This is a genomic window from Kitasatospora sp. NPDC048545 (assembly GCF_040651155.1).
Taxonomy (GTDB): domain Bacteria; phylum Actinomycetota; class Actinomycetes; order Streptomycetales; family Streptomycetaceae; genus Kitasatospora.
On record NZ_JBEZIQ010000007.1, the window covers coordinates 75,022 to 91,310 of the forward strand.

Below are 16,289 nucleotides of genomic sequence, written 5' to 3' on the forward strand. Positions count from 1 at the left end.
CTCACCCGGTTACACCTATCCTGACCGCATGACCGACGGAGACGACCGGAGCACCACCCCGCCCGGGCTGGTCCTCACCACCCGCGCGGGCACGGGCTTCCACTTCGACCCCGGCGCCCTCTGCCTCGAACTGCTCACCACCGGTGGCCCCGGCGAGTACGCCCGCTTCGAGGCGCTGCACCGGCCCGACGACCTCACCGCCTGGCTCCCGCGGTCCCGCCTGCGGCTGCCCCCCGACGCCGTCCGGGTCACCGTCCCCGAGCTCGCCGCCACCCGCGCCCTACGCGACGCGCTCTGGCGCCTCGCCGCCGCCCGCGCCCACGGCGCCCCGGGCACCGCCGAGGACCACGCCACCCTCAACCGCGCCGCCGAGCACCCCCCGCTGGTCCCCCGGATCGCCCCCGACGGCACCGCCGCCGCCCCCCTGCCCGCCGACGGCTCCCAGCTGGCCTCCACCTTCGCCCGGGACGCCATCGCCCTGCTCACCGGCCCGCACACGGACCGGGTCCGCGAGTGCGGCGCCCACGACTGCCGGCTGATCTTCGTCGACACCTCCCGGCCCGGCCGCCGCCGCTGGTGCTCGATGGAACGCTGCGGCAACCTCCACAAGGTCCGTGCCCTGCGCGCCCGCCGCGACTCCGCGGGAACGCCCCCGCCGGCCCCCGCCCCCGCCGGCACCGGCCCCTCCACCGCCGCCCCCTCCGGACGTCCCCCGGCTGATCCACCGTCTGAGAGCATGGGCTGATGCGACCGCTGTACTCCGTTCCCCTCGGCATCGCCGCCGCCGGCGCCGCCTGCCTCGCCTACTCCGCCGGGTACGAGGTCCGGGCCTTCCGCCTCCGCCGGGTCGAGGTCCCCGTCCTCCCCCGCGGCGCCCGGCCCCTCCGGATCCTGCAGGTGTCCGACATCCACATGGTGAGCGGCCAGGGCAAGAAGCAGCGCTGGCTGAAGAGCCTGGCCGGCCTGCGCCCCGACCTCGTGGTCAACACCGGCGACAACCTCTCCGACCCGCTCGGCGTCCCCGCCACCCTCGACGCCCTCGGCCCCCTCATGGACTTCCCCGGCGTCTACGTCTTCGGCTCCAACGACTACTACGGCCCGGCCCGCAAGAACCCGGCGCGCTACCTCCAGGCCATGCGCAGCGGCGTCCACGGCATGAACAACCCCGACGGCACCGCCGGCCGCGGCATCTCCGGCGCCGTCCACAACCCGTGGGAGAAGCTCCGCGACGGCTTCGACGCCGCCGGCTGGCTCGACCTCACCAACACCCGCGGCCGCCTCACCGTCAACGGCCTCGACCTCGAATTCACCGGCCTCGACGACCCGCACATCCGCCGCGACCGCTACAGCGCCGTGTCCGGCGGCCCCTCCCCCGACGCCGACCTCTCCCTCGCCGTCGTCCACGCGCCCTACCTGCGCGTCCTCGACGCCTTCACCGCCGACCGCTACCCGCTGATCCTGGCCGGCCACACCCACGGCGGCCAGCTCTGCATCCCCTTCTACGGCGCCCTCGTCACCAACTGCGACATCGACACCCGCCGCGTGAAGGGCCTCTCCACCCACACCGCCGGCGGCCACCGCTCCCACCTCCACGTCTCCGCGGGCTGCGGCACCAACCGCTACACCCCCGTCCGCTTCGCCTGCCCCCCGGAAGCCACCCTCCTCACCCTCACCCCGGCCCCCCGCTGACCCCCACCGGACGCCCGCCCGAAACCGGATTTCGTGTCTCGGCGAGCGTCCGGTAGAGTTCTACTCGTCGCGAAGGAGACAGAGCGACAAACCGCAGGACCGGGGTGTGGCGCAGCTTGGTAGCGCGCTTCGTTCGGGACGAAGAGGCCGTGGGTTCAAATCCCGCCACCCCGACCCAGTAGTACGAGTTCAGGGCCCTGCCGGAGAGATCCGGTAGGGCCCTGATTCGTTGTGCGTGACCAACTGCGTGACGATCCCTCAGAGCCGGGCCTGAACAGGTCGTCCATCCGTCAGGATCCGCAGACGACGGTGAAGCGAACCGTGATTCAGCTGTCCCCGCCTCTGGGCTCAAGGTCGCCGATCACTCCGACCCGGATGCCGAACCACGGGTAGGTGAGGTTGAAGAACACGTTGTCCTGGGGCTGGAGGCCGACCGCGGAGGGCCACATCTGGAACGCGCCCGCGTTGGACACACCGCCGTGCGCACGGCGCCAGATTCGAGCGGAGTCGCCTCCGGTCGGTGGGGGTGTGATCGTGTCGGTCCACTCGACCGCATTGCCGCCCTGGTCGAGAGTGCCCCACGGTGAGGTGGTCCTCGCCTGGCCGACCGTACTGAGGCTGCCCTGGTAGAGACTGGCGTAGCTGACGGCGTCGAGGCCGAACGGGTTGACGGTGGCGCAGACGTCGGGCCGCACCTCGCCGGGGCACCAGCTCGGCACCGGCCGGCCGGTGGCGTGGTACGAGGCGAGTGGCTGGACCGCCCCGTTGACGACATCGCCGTTGGTGGGGTTGAGGACCGTGGGGGCGGGGGCGGTCGCGTCGCCGTCGCCGAAGACTCCCGGGTTGGTCGGGTACTTCCAGTAGGAGTAGGTGCCGCCGCCGTTCGGGTCGTAGTAGGCCGCCTTGATCCACTCGTCCTGGCTCGGTACGACGAAGCCGGAGTCATGGGCTCGGGTCGCGTCCGGCCGGGCCAGGTCGTACATCCCGCGCTCGGTCTCTGGCGACAGTTCCACCTGGTAGGTGACGTAGTTGAAGCCGTTGTTGCTGCTGTCCTGCTTGGAGACCAGTCGGCCGTTGTAGAGCGAGTTGACGAAGCGCGCGGCCTTCAGGAAGTTCGCGAACCCGTACGGCTTGTCCGCCCATTCCGGATACGCCACGGAGTAGTGGCAGCCGTCGCCGGCATCGGCGGAGAAGTTGATCGAGCCGTACTTCGGCCACGCCGACGAGCTCTCGGTCCGGTCGTAGAGGCCGTGGGGATCGCGGCCCCCGGGATCAACCGTGTTCAGGAACGCCACCCACTCGCCGACTGTGACCTCCAACTGCCCCATCTCGTAGGGATCTCGGACGGCACCGACCGTGAGACAGTCGCTCGACGTCGTGGGGGCGTCGGCGCACGTGCGGTAGACGGCGTCAGTGAACGGGACGACGCCTACCGCTGGATTGCCGGGCGCACCGACTTTGGCGGTCGTCAAAGTGATGACCGTGCCCCTGCCATGGCCGGGGGGAGGCGGTGCGGCGGCCGCTGCCCTGGAATCGACCACCGCCTGCGAGGTAAGCAGGACCAATACTCCGCACGCCGCCAGGACGGCTCTGCTGAAACGAGTGCGGCTGGAAACGATGTGCATGGGCAAACCCTTTCGGCCCTGCGGCTCACCCGTGGCCGCAAGCAGCGCGGAGTGACCCGACGATCACAGCAGTGGGTAATCGAAAGCTACTCCATTCGTCACTCTCCGCACTTGCGACATGGCGGGGCCCTAGCATCGCGTCCTCCGACCGGTCGTCGGCACAGCGGCGAGGTACGGCAGCGAGGTACCGCAACCGCTCCGACCGGAGACGACCACCAGCGCCCCTCGCACGACCTATGACCTGCGCAGATGACCTCAGCGACCACCCTGCCCGTGATTCGGGACGAAGAGGCCGTGGGTTCAAATCCCGCCACCCCGACCCAGTGCAGAGGGCCTGCCGGAGAAATCCGGCAGGCCCTCTGTCGTTGTGCACACCCACCGGGGTGACTCCTCCTCAGGCGGCCGGGCCCCAGGACGCGGCGCCGTTCGAGAAGCGCACCCGGGTGAACGGCCCGCCCGCACCGCCGGCCCGATCCCCGGACCCTCACCGACGCGCCCGGAAGCGATGCTCCGGGCCCGGTCGGACCACCACCCCGCGTCCGCCGGAGGACGCCCCGCTCCGGCCTGGTGGTCCCGGCAGCCGTTCGTCACCCCCGGAGGTTCCTCGCGGCCGCCGGGACGGGGCGGAAACGCCGCGGCGCGGGCGTCCGGCGTCCACCCGATGTGACGGCGACTCGGACCGCGCCCCTCGGACGCCGAGGACCGGACGTCACCGGGCCCTGCCGGATGCCGGTCGGCGGGCCTCGTCCGCGTCCGGGTTGCTGCCCTGGGCTCAGAGGACCGTGGTGAGTTCGGTGCGGGAGGTGATGTCGAGCTTCGGGTAGGCCTTGTAGAGGTGGTGGGCGACGGTGCGGGGGCTGAGGAAGAGCTGGGCGGCGATGTCGCGGTTGGTGAGGCCCCGGGCGGCGAGGCGGGCGATCTGGAGTTCCTGGGGGGTGAGGGGGGACTGCGGGGTGCCCGTGGGGGTGGCGGTGGGGGCCGGGGTGCCGGTGGCGGAGAGTTCGGTGCGGGCGCGGGCGGCCCAGGGGTGGGCGGCGAGGCGGTCGAAGGTCTCCAGGGCGGCGCGCAGGTGGGGGCGGGCGTCGGTGCGGCGGCGGGTGCGGCGCAGCCATTCGCCGTAGAGGAGGGCGGTGCGGGCCTGTTCGAACGGGCGGTGGCCGGGTTCGTGCAGGTCGAGGGCGGTGCGGTAGGCGGCTTCGGCGAGTTCGTCGGGGCCGAGCAGGGCCTGGCAGCGCAGTCGGAGGGCTTCGGCCCAGGGGCGGTCGGTGGCGGCGGCCCAGCGGGCGAAGCGTTCGTACGGTTCGGCGGCGCGTTCGGGTGTGCCGAGGCGGACGGCGGCTTCGACCAGGTCGGGGACGGCCCGGGTGGCGCTGACGTGGTGCCGGTGGGGGCCGGTGGTGAGGGTGTGCAGGCGGTCGGCGGCGGCGCCGGCGCGGCCTTCGCCGAGGTCGAGGAGGGCGAGCGCCCACTGGGCCCAGGGGAGGCCGGCCGCGGGGGCGGCGGTCTGCGGGCCGGTGGTGGCGAGGGCGGTGGCGGTGAGTTCGGCGCAGTGGTCGGTGCGGCCGTCGAGTGCGGCCAGGTAGGCGAGCAGGGCGCTGAGTTGGCTGACCCACTGGTGTTGGCCGGTGTCGCGGGCGAGGCCGAGGGCTTCGGTGGCGGTGAGTTCGGCGTCGCGGTGGCGGCCGTGGAAGAGTTCGGCTTCGGCGAGGAAGAACTGCAGGGTGGGCATCACGCCGACGGTGCCCTTGGCGCGGGCTTCGGCGATGAGTTCGGCGCCGAGTTCGGCGGTTTCCTCGTCGCGGCCGAGGACGAGGGTGGCGCCGCAGAGTTGGACGAGGTCGGCGGGGCTCTCGGCGCCGGCCCGGCGGGCGGCATCGGCGGCTTCCCGGACGGGTGGTGGCGGTGCGGCGGGCCGGCCGAGGGCGGGGAGGACGGCGGCGGGCAGGTGGCGGGCGAGCGGGGCGAGGGGGTCGTCGTCGGCCAGGGGGAGGGCCGCGAGGCGGTCGAGGACGGCGATGACCGGTGCCTCGCCCGCGTACCAGGCGGTGTGGAAGGCCTGGAAGAGCATCCGGGCGGCGTACCCGGGGTCGATGCCGGTGCCGGCGGCGTCGAGCAGCAGCCGGTAGGCGGTCGGGTAGGAGCCGCGCCAGAAGTGGGCGGTGGCCCGGACCTGGTCGAGCAGGGCGTGCGCGAGGACGTTGTCGGTACGGGCGGCGGCTTCGTCGGCGAGCGCCTCGGCCCTGATCAACTCGCCTTCTTCGGTGGCGGCTTCGGCGGCCAGGACGAGTCGGCGGGTGGCGTCGTCGCGGTCGGGGGTGAGCCGGGCGGCGCGTTCGTACGCGGCGGCGCCGCCGTGGCCGCCGCCGCGTCCGGCGCGGACGGCGGCGCGTTCCAGTGCGTCGGCGAGCTCGGCGTCGGGGGTGGTGGCGGCGAGGGCGAGGTGCCAGGTGCGGCGGTCGCCGGCGGGCAGGGCTTCGGCGATGGCCCGGTGGACGGTCAGCTTCTGCTGGTGCGGTGCGCGTTGGAGGATGGCTGAGCGCAGCAGCGGGTGCCGGAAGGTGATCCGGCGGCCGTCGGCGACGGTCACCAGGCCGGATTCCTCGGCGGGGGTGAGGTGTTCGGCGGTGACGCCGAGTGCGGCCGCGGCGGGCAGGACGACGTCGAGTTCGCCGCGTTCCTCGCCGGCGGCGACCAGGAGCAGGGTCTGGGTGGCTGCGGGCAGGCCGGTGACCTGGCCGTGGAAGGCGATCAGCAGTCGGCTGGTGAGCGGGAGGCCGCCCGACAGCGGGCCGCCCGGGGACAGGCCGCCCGGCGTGTGGGCCTGCGGACCGGTGGCGACGGGGAGTTCGGTGAGTGCGAGCGGGTTGCCGGCGGCCTCGGCGAGCAGCCGGTCGCGGACGGGGGCGGGCAGGTCGGGGCCGGTCCGCCGGGCCAGCAGCCGGCCGGCGTCGGCCGCGCCGAGGGCGGTCACCTCCAGTTCGGGGAGGCCGAGTCGGCGTTGCGGGGGGACGCCGGTGTCGTCGCGGGAGGCGAGGAGCAGGGCCACCCCTTCGGCCTGGAGCCGCCGGGCGGCCAGCAGCAGCGCGTCCAGCGAGGCACGGTCCAGCCACTGCACGTCGTCCAGGACGCACAACAGCGGCTTTTCGGTGGCGAGTTCGGCGAGCAGGGCGAGTGTGGCCAGTCCGACCAGCAGCCGGTCGGCCGGCCTGCCGGGGGCCTCCCCTCCGTCGGGAAACTTCCCCTCACCGGGGCCGTCCGCGCCGTCGGCGAGCCCGAACGCCGCCTCCAGGGAGCGCCGTTGGGGACCGGGCAGGGTGTCCAGCCGGTCGAGTCCGGGTGCGAGCAGGAGGCTCAGGCCGGCGTACGGCAGCTCGGCCTCGTACTCGACGCCCGCGGCCCGGATCACCCGGAACGCCTCTCCCGCCCGTGCGACGGCGTCGTCCAACAGCGCGGTCTTGCCGATGCCGGCCTCACCGCGGAGCAGCAGCACGCCGCTGCGGCCGGACCGCGCCGCGTCCAACAGTCCCTCCACGGAGGCCTGTTCGTCTTCCCTCCCGTACAGCATGCCCCGACCCTACCCATCGGGCCCGCGCCGCCGCAGCGCATGTCCTCGGCGCCGGCCCGCCTGCGCGGGGCGGCGGCTCGGCACCGGGCCGGCACCGGGCCGGCACCGGCAGCCCCGCCCCGGGCGTACGTACCCCCATGCCCATACGTGACGGATTCGCCGCCGCCCGGTCCTCCCTACCTTGGTGAGCACCGGGAACGACCGGCCAACACCCCACCTGAACACGGGAGATGACGATGACCGAGATCACCACCGCCGCCCTTCAGCAGCTCGCCGAGCGCTACCTCGCGGTGTGGAACGAGACCGACCCGGCGGCCCGCCGCAAGCTGGTCGACGAGGTGTGGGCCGAGGACGGCCGCTACACCGACCCGCTGGCCGCAGTCGCCGGCCGGGACGCGATCGACGCGCTGATCGGCGCCGCCCAGGCCCAGTTCCCGGGGCTGGAGTTCACCCTCGGCCCGGTGGACGCGCACCACGACATCGCCCGTTTCACCTGGAACCTCGGCCCGGCGGGTGCGGAGCCGGTGGTGATCGGCTTCGACGTGCTGGCGGCCACCCCGGACGGCCGGATCGGCGCGGTGTACGGCTTCCTCGACCGCGTGCCGGGCGCCTGAGGCCCACCGGCCGGAAGCCACGACGCCGCAGGGCCAGGGCCCGCCACCGCCCCGCGCGGGGGCGGGCCCTGCCCCACCCGGCCCGCCCCTCCCCGATGCCCGGCCCACTCCCATGCCCGGCCCACCGAACGCCCGCACCGCCCCGACCCCGCGACCACCCGACCTGCCCGACCGCCAACGCCCCTGAGGAGAGCCCGAGATGAGCACCGCCCTGAACGCCCGGCGGCCCACCCCGGCCCCGCCCGCCACGAAGGCGGCGCCGGCCGCACCGGCCCCCAAGGGCCTGCTGCCGGTCGTCCTGACCGCCACCTTCATGACCGCCCTCGACATCTTCGTCGTCAATGTCGCCCTCCCCTCCCTCCAGGCCGACCTCGGCGCCGGCCCGGCGGCCGTCCAGTGGGTGATGGCCGGGTTCAGCCTGGCTCTGGCGGCCGGGCTGGTCACCGCCGGCCGCCTCGGCGACCGCTACGGCCGCCGCCGGGTGTTCGCGCTCGGCCTGGCGCTCTTCACGCTCGCCTCGGCGGGCTGCGGCTTCGCCCCTTCCGCCGGCACGCTGGTCGGCGCCCGGGTGGTGCAGGGCTTGGCGGCGGCGCTGATGGGCCCGCAGGTGCTGGCGATCCTGCGAACGGCGTTCAGCGGTGCGGCGCAGGCGCGGGCCTTCGCCCGGTACGGGCTGACGATGGGCGTCGGCGCGGTGTTCGGCCAGCTGATCGGCGGGCTGCTGATCCGGGCGGACCTCCTCGGCCTCGGCTGGCGCAGCTGCTTCCTGATCAACCTGCCGATCGGTCTGGCCGCTCTGGTGATGGTCCGCCGTTGCCTGCCGGAGTCGCGTTCCCCGCAGCGGCCCGGTCTGGACCCGGTCGGCGTGCTGCTGGTCTCCACCGCCCTGACCGCGCTGGTGCTGCCGCTGATCCAGGGTCCCCGGCTGGGCTGGCCGCTCTGGACCGTGCTCTGCCTCGGTGCCTCGCTCGCCCTGCTGGCGGCTTTCGCCGTGCACCAGCACCGCAGCACGCCGACCGACACCGCGCCGACCGGCAGCACCCCGACCGGCACCACCGGGCCCGCCACCGGCACCACCGGAGCCACCGGAGCCACGAGGGCCACCGCCGGAGCCGCCACCGGCACCCCGCTGGTCGACACCCGCCTCTTCCGCGACCGCGCCTTCAGCGCCGGTGTGCTCGCCCAACTCGCCTTCTGGCTCGGCCAGGGCTCCTTCTTCCTGGTGCTCGCCCTGCACCTGCAGTTCGGCCGCGGCCTGGACGCGCTCGGCGCCGGCCTGGTCTTCACCGCGATCGGCCTCGGCTACCTGATCACCTCCAACACCACGCACCGGATCACCGCCCGCCTGGGCGTCCGCCGGACGATCACCGTCGGCGGGCTGCTGATGGCCGCGGGGCTGGCCCTGCTCGCCCTCGCCGCGTACGAGGTCTCGGACGGCAGCGTCTGGTGGCTGGCGCCCGGCCTGTTCGTGGACGGCCTCGGCATGGGCCTGGTGATCGCCCCGGTCACCGCCGTCGTCCTGGAGGGGGTCGAGCCGAGTCTGGCCGGCTCCGCCGCCGGGGTGGTGTCCACCGTGCAGCAGGTCGGCGGGGCGCTCGGGATCGCGCTGATCGGTCTCCTCTACTACGGCGCCGGTGACCCGACCGCCGCCTTCGGCCACAGCGTCCTGGCACTGGCGGTGCTGGAGCTGGTCCTGGTGGCCCTGGTCCGGCTGCTGCCGCGCACGAGCTGACCCACCCCGCACGAGCCGCCCCACACGGACCCACCGCAGGCAGTCCCGCCGTACGCGAACCCGCCCCGCACGGACCCGGCGCACGGAAGCCCGGCAGGCTCGAACCCGGCGGGCACGCCCCCTCAAGGACCGTACGCGAAACGCCCTCGCGCGCCCCGCAGCCGCTTCGCGCACTCCCCCGAACCACCGGGCGGGTGGCCCCGGGCCCACCCGCCCGTTCCATTCCCTCCCCCCGATCGGGTTGGATGGTCGGATGAGCGAGGAGAAGAGCGCCGTACCGGCGTGGGAGCAGCGGTTCAGGGCGGCCCGGGTGTCGCTGCCCGACTGGGCCGAGGACGCCCCGGACCGGGCGCTGTACGTGTCCAACGCGACCGGCACCTACGAGGTCTACGCCTGGGACCGCGCCACCGGCGACCACCGCCGGGTCACCGACCGTCCGAACGGCACCACCGACGCCGAGCTGTCCCCCGACGGCGCCTGGGTCTGGTGGTTCGACGACCACGACGGCGACGAGTTCGGCGTCTGGCGCCGCCAGCCGTTCGCGGGCGGCCCGGACGAGGAGGCCGTGCCCGGCCTCGCCCCCTCCTACTCGGCCGGTCTGGCCCTGGGCCGCGACGGCACCGTGGTCGTCGGCCGGTCCACGGACGAGGACGGCACCACCCTGCACCTGCGACGCCCCGGCGACGCCGAGCCCGTCGAGATCTACCGGCACGCGGAGTACGGCGGCATCGGCGACCTCAGCCACGACGGCACGCTGCTCGCGATCGACCACACCGAGCACGGCGACGCGATGCACTCGGCGATCCGCGTCGTGCGCCTCACCGGGACCGGCACCGGCACCGCCGGCACCATCACCCCCGAGACCGTCGCCGAACTGGACGAGGTCACCGGCCGGGACGAACCGCGCGGCGTCGCCTGCCTGGGCTTCGCGCCCGTCGAGGGCGACACCCGCCTGCTGGTCGCCCACCAGCGCACCGGCCGCTGGGAGCCGATGATCTGGGACGTCGCCACCGGCGTCGAGACCGCGCTGCCGCTGCGCGACGAGCAGGGCCGCGAGCTCCCCGGTGACGTCTCCGCGCAGTGGCGTCCCGGCGCCGGGGAACTGCTGGTGGAGCACGAGTACGAGGCGCGCAGCGAGCTGTTCTCGTACGCGCTCGCCGACGGCCGGCTGACCCGTCTCGACACCCCGCGCGGCACCGTCGGCGGTGCCACCGGCCGTCCGGACGGCACCGTCGAGTACCTGTGGTCGTCCGCCGCCGAGCCCTCCGCCGTCCGTTCCACCGCGGGGACGGTCGTGCTGCGGGCGCCCGGCGCGGTGCCGCCCGCTTCGGTCCCGGTCGAGGACGTCTGGGTCGACGGGCCCGGCGGGCGGGTGCACGCCCTGGTGCAGCGGCCGGCCGGGACCACCCCCGGGGACGGCCCGCTCCCGACCGTGTTCGAGATCCACGGCGGTCCGACCCACCACGACAGCGACTCCTTCGCCGCCGGCCCGGCCGCCTGGCTGGACCACGGCTTCGCGGTGGTCCGGGTCAACTACCGCGGCTCGACCGGATACGGCCAGGCCTGGACCGACGCCCTGCACGAGCGGGTCGGTCTGATCGAGCTGGAGGACATCGCGGCGGTCCGCGCGTGGGCGGTCGACAGCGGCCTCGCCGACCCGCGCCGACTGGTGCTCACCGGCGGCAGCTGGGGCGGCTACCTGACCCTGCTCGGCCTCGGCGTCCAGCCCGACGCCTGGGCGGTCGGCGTCGCCGCCGTGCCGGTCGCGGACTACCACACCGCGTACGCCGACGAGATGGAGGCGCTCAAGTCGCTGGACCGCACGCTCTTCGGCGGCACCCCGGAGGAGGTCCCGGACCGCTTCACCGCCTCCTCGCCGTTGACCTACGTGGACCGGGTGCGGGTGCCGGTGTACATCAGCGCCGGGGTCAACGACCCGCGCTGCCCGATCCGGCAGATCGAGAACTACGTCGAGCGGCTGGAGCAGCTCGGCAAGCCGCACGAGGTGTACCGGTACGACGCCGGGCACGGGTCGCTGGTCGTCGAGGAGCGGATCAAGCAGCTCCGGCTGGAGATCGACTTCGTCCGGCGGTACCTGGACGCGGCCGCGGGCGACGCTGACGGGGAGTCGGCGTGAGACGTGTGCTGATACTCGCGGGGGCGGTGGTGGCCGGGGCCCTGGTGCTCACCGGCTGCTCCGGATCGCACAGCGACAACGCCTCCTGCCCGCCCCCGGCCGGCCCGCCCGCGCCGACCCCGTCGGCCGTCAAGCCGAGCGCCCCGCCCGCACCCACCACCGCGCCCCCCGTTCCCGCCACGCCGCTCGCCACGGCGACCCGGGCGAGCCTGGACGGGGCGGGCAGGGACGAGGCGACCACGGACGGGGCGGGGGTCTCTGTCGTACCGGCGGCGTTCGTCGCGTACGAGCCGCCTCCCGGGGACGGCACGGTCCAGCTCGCCAAGGGCTCGAAGGGGTCCAAGGGGTCGAGCGGTTCCAAGGGGTCGTCCGGCTCCTCCGGCTCCTCCGGCTCCTCGGGCTCCTCCGGTTCCTCGGGCTCAGGGTCCAAGGGCTCGAAGACCGGGCGCACCGTGCACCACCACATCGACCACTACGACTCGGACAACACTTCCGGCAACGGTCACAGTCACTGCTCCGGCGGCCCGACGCAGGTGCCGATCGGATCGACGACACCGGCCCAGCCACCGTTCCCGACACCGACCCCGGCCGTGCCGACCCCGGCTCTCCCCAGCCCTGCTCCGCCGGCGCCGACCCTGCCGCCGGTCAAGCCGACGGCGGTGCCGCCGCTGCCGACCAAACGCTGAGCCAGGAACGCCGGACCCCGGTCCGGCGTCACCAACCGGCCGGTCCAGCCGGTCCGGTCAGTCCAGGACCGGGTCCAGTCCCAGGGCCCGGTCCTGCTCCGCCTCCGCCTCCCGGCGCACCAGGCGGAACCACATGAAGACGACGAAACCCGCGAAGACGAACCACTCCAGGGTGTAGCCCAGGTTCTGGAACGCGCGCAGGGTGAGCCCGTCCCCGCCCTGCGGCTGCACGGTCGGTACGGTGGTCAGCCCGGCGGGGGCCTCGTCGACGGCCACCCAGCCGTCGTACCAGCCGTCGTACGCGAGCACGTTCAGCAGCGAGGCGCGGTTGATCATGCCGAGCTGCCCGGCCGGCAGCCCGCCGGCCACCGCACCGTTGGTGCCCACGGCCTCGTTGGCCTGCAGCCGCCCGGTCACCGTCACCGGCCCGCCCGGCGGCGGCCCGGCGGGTGCCCCGGCGGCGGGTGCCCCGGGCGCCCAGCCGCGCACCACGGCGACGGCGTGTCCGTCGGCGGTGCGCAGCGGGGTGAGCACGTAGTAGCCCTGCTTGCCGTCGACCACGCGGTTGGGGACGAGGAGCTGGTGCTCGGCGTCGTAGCTGCCGGTCACCGTGACGGGCTTGCCGACGGTCTCCGTGGTCACCTGCGGGGTCGCCGGGTCGAGCAGCGCGTCGATCGGCCTGGCCTCACCGGTGGCGGCGGTCGCCTGCTTGGCCTCGTTGTGCGTGGACACCCGGTCCTCGAACCGGCCGAGCTGCCAGGAGCCCAGCCACAGGCACACCGCCACGGCCGCCACGGCCAAGGCGGTGCCGCTCAGCCATCGCGGAGTCAGGAGGAACCGGTACACACCCCCACGGTAACCATTCCTCACACCCGTCCCGCCCCCAGGGCCGGGTCGAGTCCCTCACTCCCGTCGACGGCGCACCCGACGGCGCACCCGACGGCACACCCGACGGCACACCCGGGGCGTCGGCCCGGTGCCCGTCCCCGGCGGCCCGGAACCAGCTGATGTGGTCGGCCTCGCGTCCGGCCTCGCGTCCGACCGCGCTCGCGACCCGCACGTCCGACCGCACATCCGAGCGCGCTCGCGACCGCACATCCGACGGCCCGTCCCCTCGGCAGCGGGCGCCTCTCACCCCGCCGAGGGCGAGCCGGAGGGCTGCGGTGCCGAACCGCCCACCGCCTGCACGCCGCCCCGGTACAACGTCCCGCTGCAGGCCAGCGGCAGCGTCGCCGTGGCGGCCGTGGGGCTGCCCGGGGCGGGGGTGTGGGCAATGGTGGCGGTGGGGGGCGCGGTGGTGGGGTTTCCGGTCGGGGTGGCGGTGGGGCTGGGGGCCGAGGTGGGGCCCGCCGAGGGCGACGAGGTGGCCTGGGGGTTGGCGCTGGGCGCGCCGCTGGCCCCGGCGGCACCGGCGGCAGGGACGCCCGAGGACACCGGGGCCTGGGAGGTCAGCGCGACCTGGTTGGGGCCGGTCGGCGCGCTGGTGGCGCCGCCGGTGCAGCTCTGGTCGGGGATCCAGGCGAACGGCAGCCGGTACCCGGTCTGCGGGGCGAGCACCGGCGGTTCCGCGTCCATCGCGGTGAGGCCGCCGGCCGCGTCGCCCGGGGCGTGGTCGGCGGTGCGGATGCGGCTGCGGTCGCCGCCGCTGACGCCGGTGACGGCGACGGCGCCCGGTCCGCCGAGGCGGCAGCTGTGGCCGGAGACGTTGTAGACGGTGAAGGAGCCGTAGATCCGCCCCGTCGCATCGGCCGAGCCGACCTGCGCGGCGCCGTCGCCGAGGTCGGTGCGGGTGCAGAGCGGGATGATGCCGCCGTCGCCGGCCCCGGCGGTCCCGGTGGGCGGGACGGTGCCGTCGACGTGCACGGCCCCGGTACCGGGGGTGTGGGAGACGGTGGCGGTGCCGGCGGCCGTCGAGGTGTCCCCGGTGCTGCCCGGGCCCGCGGGCGGGACGCTGCCGTGGCCGGTGGTGCCGGTGGCGGTGCCGCTGGGGGCGGTGGCGGCGGGGCTCTTGGCCTCGGCCGATCCGGGGCCGCCGGAGAGTCCGAGGTGTTCTCCCTCGTGCAGGACCGGCAGGGCGATCGCGACGGCGAACGCGAGGGCGGCGGCCCCGGTCCAGGCACCGCGCCGGGCGGCCCTGCGGCGGGGTACGGCCCGCCGGATCCGGGGCAGTCCGCCGGCCGAGGGCTGGATCCCGGCGACGGCGTGGTGCATCAGCTCCCGCACCGCCCGTTCGTCGGTCGACAGCCCACCCGGTCCCGAGAGTTCCGGGTCCTCCGGTGTCGTGTCGTCCACCGCCCGCCGCCCGGCGCCGTCATCCTCAGCCATGACCGGCCTCCATCTGCGTGCGGAGGGCGGCGAGTCCGCGCGATCCGTAGGCCTTCACCGAGCCGAGCGAGATGCCCAGGGTTTCGGCGGCCTGTGCCTCCGTCATGTCCAGGAAGTAACGCAGCACCAGAACCTCCCGCTGACGGCGTTGCAGTCCACGCAGCGCGGCCTTCAACTGGTCGCGCTCCAGGGCATCGTAGGCACCTTCTTCTGCACTGGCCATGTCAGGCATGGGCTTCTGCAGCAGTCTCAGACCGAGGATCCGGCGACGCAGCGTGGAGCGGGACAGGTTGACGACCGTCTGCCGCAGGTACGCCAGGGTCTTCTCGGGTTCGCGCACCCGCCGCCGGGCGGCGTGCACCCGGATGAACGCCTCCTGGACGACGTCCTCGCAGGTCGAGAGGTCGTCCAGGAGCAGCGCGGCGAGCCGCAGCAGCGAGCGGTAGTGCGCCTGGTAGGTCTCGGTGAGCAGGTCCTCGCTGGTACCTGCGTCGGTACCCGCGCCGGAGTCCGCCGCACCGCGTGCGGCCGCCGTCATCTGGTCGTCTTCCGGCCTACTCGCAGGCCTCGGGGCGCGCGAGGGGAACGACACCGCGGCCCTCGCCGGGATGCCTGCCCTTGCCCCCACCATCACGTTCGCCACGCCCGTTGGACACTCGATCCCCTGTCATGGTTGCCCAGCCCGGGGCCCATTCTTCCGTATGGGCGGAAGCTGCCTCCAGGGGATTCCCCCGGGATTCCGGACAGATTGTGTCGAGGAGCGGACACAGGTATGGACACAGGTGTGGACACAAGCAGACACATCGGAAGCGGCGCAGGGGACTTGAGCCCCCGTTCGACGGCCGGCCACGGGTCCTACTCCACCGTCAGTTCGCCCGCCACCAGCTCCGCGATCTGCAGCAGGTTGAGCGCCGACCCCTTGCGCAGGTTGTCCCCGCACAGGAAGAGGTCGAGCGCGTCCGGCTCGTCCAGGGCCCGGCGCACCCGCCCGACCCAGACCGGGTCGGTCCCGACCACGTCGTTCGGCGTCGGGAACTCGCCGGCCGCCGGGTCGTCGTAGAGGACCACGCCGGGAGCGTCCCGCAGGATGTCCTGCGCGTGCTCCTGGGTGACTTCCCGTTCGAACCGCGCGTGCACGGCCAGCGCGTGGGTGCGCAGGACCGGGATGTGGACGCAGGTCGCGGAGACCTTGAGGGCGGGCAGTCCGAGGATCTTGCGGGACTCGTCGCGAATGCCCAGTTCCTCGGCGGCCCAGCCGCCCTCGCGCAGTCCGCCGGTCCAGGGCACGGCGTTGAGCGCGAGCGGGGCCGCGAACGGCCCGTGGTCGGCGATCACGGGCCGCAGGTCGCCGGTCTGCCGGCCGACGTCGGTGCCCGCCACCAGTGCGGTCTGCTCGCGCAGGGCGGCCTCCCCGTCGCGGCCCTCGCCGCCGGCGGCCTGGTAGGAGGCGACCACGAGCTGCGTCAGCCCGTACTCGGCGTGCAGCGCGCCGACCGCCGCGATCATCGCGAGGGTGGTGCTGGCGGGGCTGGCGACGATGCCGCGCGGACGGATCCGCAGCGCGGCCGGGTTGATCTCGGGGACGACCAGCGGCACGTCCCCGGCGGCGCGGAAGACCGCGGAGTCGTCGACCACCACGACGCCCTTGGCCACCGCGATCGGTGCCCACTGGGCGGAGACACTGTCGGGGACGGCGAACACGGCGACGTCGATCCCGGCGAAGGCCTCCTCGGTCAGCGGGACGACCTCGACGGCCTCGCCGCGCACGACCGGCTTGCGGCCGGCCGAGCGCGGGGAGGCGACGAGCCGGACCTCGCCCCAGACGTCCTGACGGAGTGAGAGCAGGCCGAGCAGCACCTCGCCGACCGCGCCGGTGGCGCCGACGACGGCGAGGTTCGGCCGCCGGGTCATCGCCC

The 16,289-nt window shown here is 74.6% G+C and carries 12 protein-coding genes and 1 tRNA gene; 7 read left to right on the forward strand and 6 right to left on the reverse strand.

Annotated elements, in window-relative coordinates:
* Positions 1-28: 28 nt before the first annotated feature.
* The 3 genes from AB0D10_RS09500 to AB0D10_RS09510 all read left to right on the forward strand — a co-directional run bounded on the left by AB0D10_RS09500 (position 29) and on the right by AB0D10_RS09510 (position 1,863).
* A complete protein-coding gene (locus AB0D10_RS09500; protein ID WP_360253653.1) occupies positions 29-745 on the forward strand; it encodes a CGNR zinc finger domain-containing protein in 717 nt (238 codons plus the stop codon).
* Complete coding sequence (locus AB0D10_RS09505) at positions 745-1,689, forward strand: metallophosphoesterase (RefSeq protein ID WP_360253655.1); 945 nt, start codon at positions 745-747, stop codon at positions 1,687-1,689. The genes AB0D10_RS09500 and AB0D10_RS09505 overlap by 1 nt, the downstream gene beginning before the upstream one ends.
* A 100-nt stretch (positions 1,690-1,789) precedes the next feature.
* Positions 1,790-1,863: transfer RNA gene (locus AB0D10_RS09510), tRNA-Pro, on the forward strand.
* 152 nt (positions 1,864-2,015) lie between these two features.
* Here the strand turns inward: AB0D10_RS09510 and AB0D10_RS09515 are convergent.
* Positions 2,016-3,017 (reverse strand): hypothetical protein, encoded by a 1,002-nt coding sequence (locus AB0D10_RS09515; protein ID WP_360253657.1) that lies wholly within the window; start codon positions 3,015-3,017, stop codon positions 2,016-2,018.
* Between the two features lie 1,069 nt (positions 3,018-4,086).
* Positions 4,087-6,879, reverse strand: coding sequence for an AAA family ATPase (locus tag AB0D10_RS09520; protein WP_360253659.1), 2,793 nt, complete (start codon positions 6,877-6,879; stop codon positions 4,087-4,089).
* Positions 6,880-7,115: 236 nt separating this feature from the next.
* Between AB0D10_RS09520 and AB0D10_RS09525 the strand changes: the two genes are divergently transcribed.
* The 4 genes from AB0D10_RS09525 (at position 7,116) to AB0D10_RS09540 (ending at position 12,048) form a co-directional block, all read left to right on the forward strand.
* Entirely contained in the window at positions 7,116-7,493 is a 378-nt protein-coding gene (locus AB0D10_RS09525; protein WP_360253661.1) for a nuclear transport factor 2 family protein, read from the forward strand.
* 199 nt (positions 7,494-7,692) lie between these two features.
* Positions 7,693-9,225 (forward strand): MFS transporter, encoded by a 1,533-nt coding sequence (locus tag AB0D10_RS09530; RefSeq protein WP_360253663.1) that lies wholly within the window; start codon positions 7,693-7,695, stop codon positions 9,223-9,225.
* A 253-nt stretch (positions 9,226-9,478) separates the two neighbouring features.
* The gene (locus AB0D10_RS09535) at positions 9,479-11,362 is read left to right on the forward strand and encodes a prolyl oligopeptidase family serine peptidase (protein ID WP_360253665.1); all 1,884 of its coding nucleotides are present in this window, start codon (positions 9,479-9,481) and stop codon (positions 11,360-11,362) included.
* Positions 11,359-12,048 (forward strand): hypothetical protein, encoded by a 690-nt coding sequence (locus AB0D10_RS09540; RefSeq protein ID WP_360253667.1) that lies wholly within the window; start codon positions 11,359-11,361, stop codon positions 12,046-12,048. Before AB0D10_RS09535 ends, AB0D10_RS09540 begins: the two co-directional genes overlap by 4 nt.
* A 57-nt stretch (positions 12,049-12,105) precedes the next feature.
* Here the strand turns inward: AB0D10_RS09540 and AB0D10_RS09545 are convergent, their stop codons facing one another.
* The 4 genes from AB0D10_RS09545 to AB0D10_RS09560 all read right to left on the reverse strand — a co-directional run bounded on the left by AB0D10_RS09545 (position 12,106) and on the right by AB0D10_RS09560 (position 16,284).
* Positions 12,106-12,894 (reverse strand): SURF1 family protein, encoded by a 789-nt coding sequence (locus AB0D10_RS09545; protein WP_360253669.1) that lies wholly within the window; start codon positions 12,892-12,894, stop codon positions 12,106-12,108.
* Between the two features lie 285 nt (positions 12,895-13,179).
* Positions 13,180-14,373 carry a hypothetical protein gene (locus tag AB0D10_RS09550; RefSeq protein ID WP_360253671.1) on the reverse strand — a complete coding sequence of 398 codons (1,194 nt, stop codon included), beginning with the start codon at positions 14,371-14,373 and terminating at the stop codon, positions 13,180-13,182.
* Positions 14,366-14,911 (reverse strand): SigE family RNA polymerase sigma factor, encoded by a 546-nt coding sequence (locus AB0D10_RS09555; protein ID WP_360253673.1) that lies wholly within the window; start codon positions 14,909-14,911, stop codon positions 14,366-14,368. Before AB0D10_RS09555 ends, AB0D10_RS09550 begins: the two co-directional genes overlap by 8 nt.
* A gap of 317 nt (positions 14,912-15,228) precedes the next feature.
* On the reverse strand, positions 15,229-16,284 hold the full coding sequence (locus AB0D10_RS09560; protein ID WP_360253675.1) for an aspartate-semialdehyde dehydrogenase: 1,056 nt from the start codon (positions 16,282-16,284) through the stop codon (positions 15,229-15,231).
* Positions 16,285-16,289 lie beyond the last annotated feature (5 nt).

What these genes read in the sequence shown, in the direction of transcription:
- AB0D10_RS09500 (WP_360253653.1), top strand. Translation starts at nt 29, where the DNA reads ATGACCGACGGAGACGACCGGAGCACCACCCCGCCCGGGCTGGTCCTC.
- AB0D10_RS09505 (WP_360253655.1), top strand. Translation starts at nt 745, where the DNA reads ATGCGACCGCTGTACTCCGTTCCCCTCGGCATCGCCGCCGCCGGCGCC.
- AB0D10_RS09515 (WP_360253657.1), bottom strand. Translation starts at nt 3,017, where the DNA reads ATGGGGCAGTTGGAGGTCACAGTCGGCGAGTGGGTGGCGTTCCTGAAC.
- AB0D10_RS09520 (WP_360253659.1), bottom strand. Translation starts at nt 6,879, where the DNA reads ATGCTGTACGGGAGGGAAGACGAACAGGCCTCCGTGGAGGGACTGTTG.
- AB0D10_RS09525 (WP_360253661.1), top strand. Translation starts at nt 7,116, where the DNA reads ATGACCGAGATCACCACCGCCGCCCTTCAGCAGCTCGCCGAGCGCTAC.
- AB0D10_RS09530 (WP_360253663.1), top strand. Translation starts at nt 7,693, where the DNA reads ATGAGCACCGCCCTGAACGCCCGGCGGCCCACCCCGGCCCCGCCCGCC.
- AB0D10_RS09535 (WP_360253665.1), top strand. Translation starts at nt 9,479, where the DNA reads ATGAGCGAGGAGAAGAGCGCCGTACCGGCGTGGGAGCAGCGGTTCAGG.
- AB0D10_RS09550 (WP_360253671.1), bottom strand. Translation starts at nt 14,373, where the DNA reads ATGGCTGAGGATGACGGCGCCGGGCGGCGGGCGGTGGACGACACGACA.
- AB0D10_RS09555 (WP_360253673.1), bottom strand. Translation starts at nt 14,911, where the DNA reads ATGACGGCGGCCGCACGCGGTGCGGCGGACTCCGGCGCGGGTACCGAC.
- AB0D10_RS09560 (WP_360253675.1), bottom strand. Translation starts at nt 16,284, where the DNA reads ATGACCCGGCGGCCGAACCTCGCCGTCGTCGGCGCCACCGGCGCGGTC.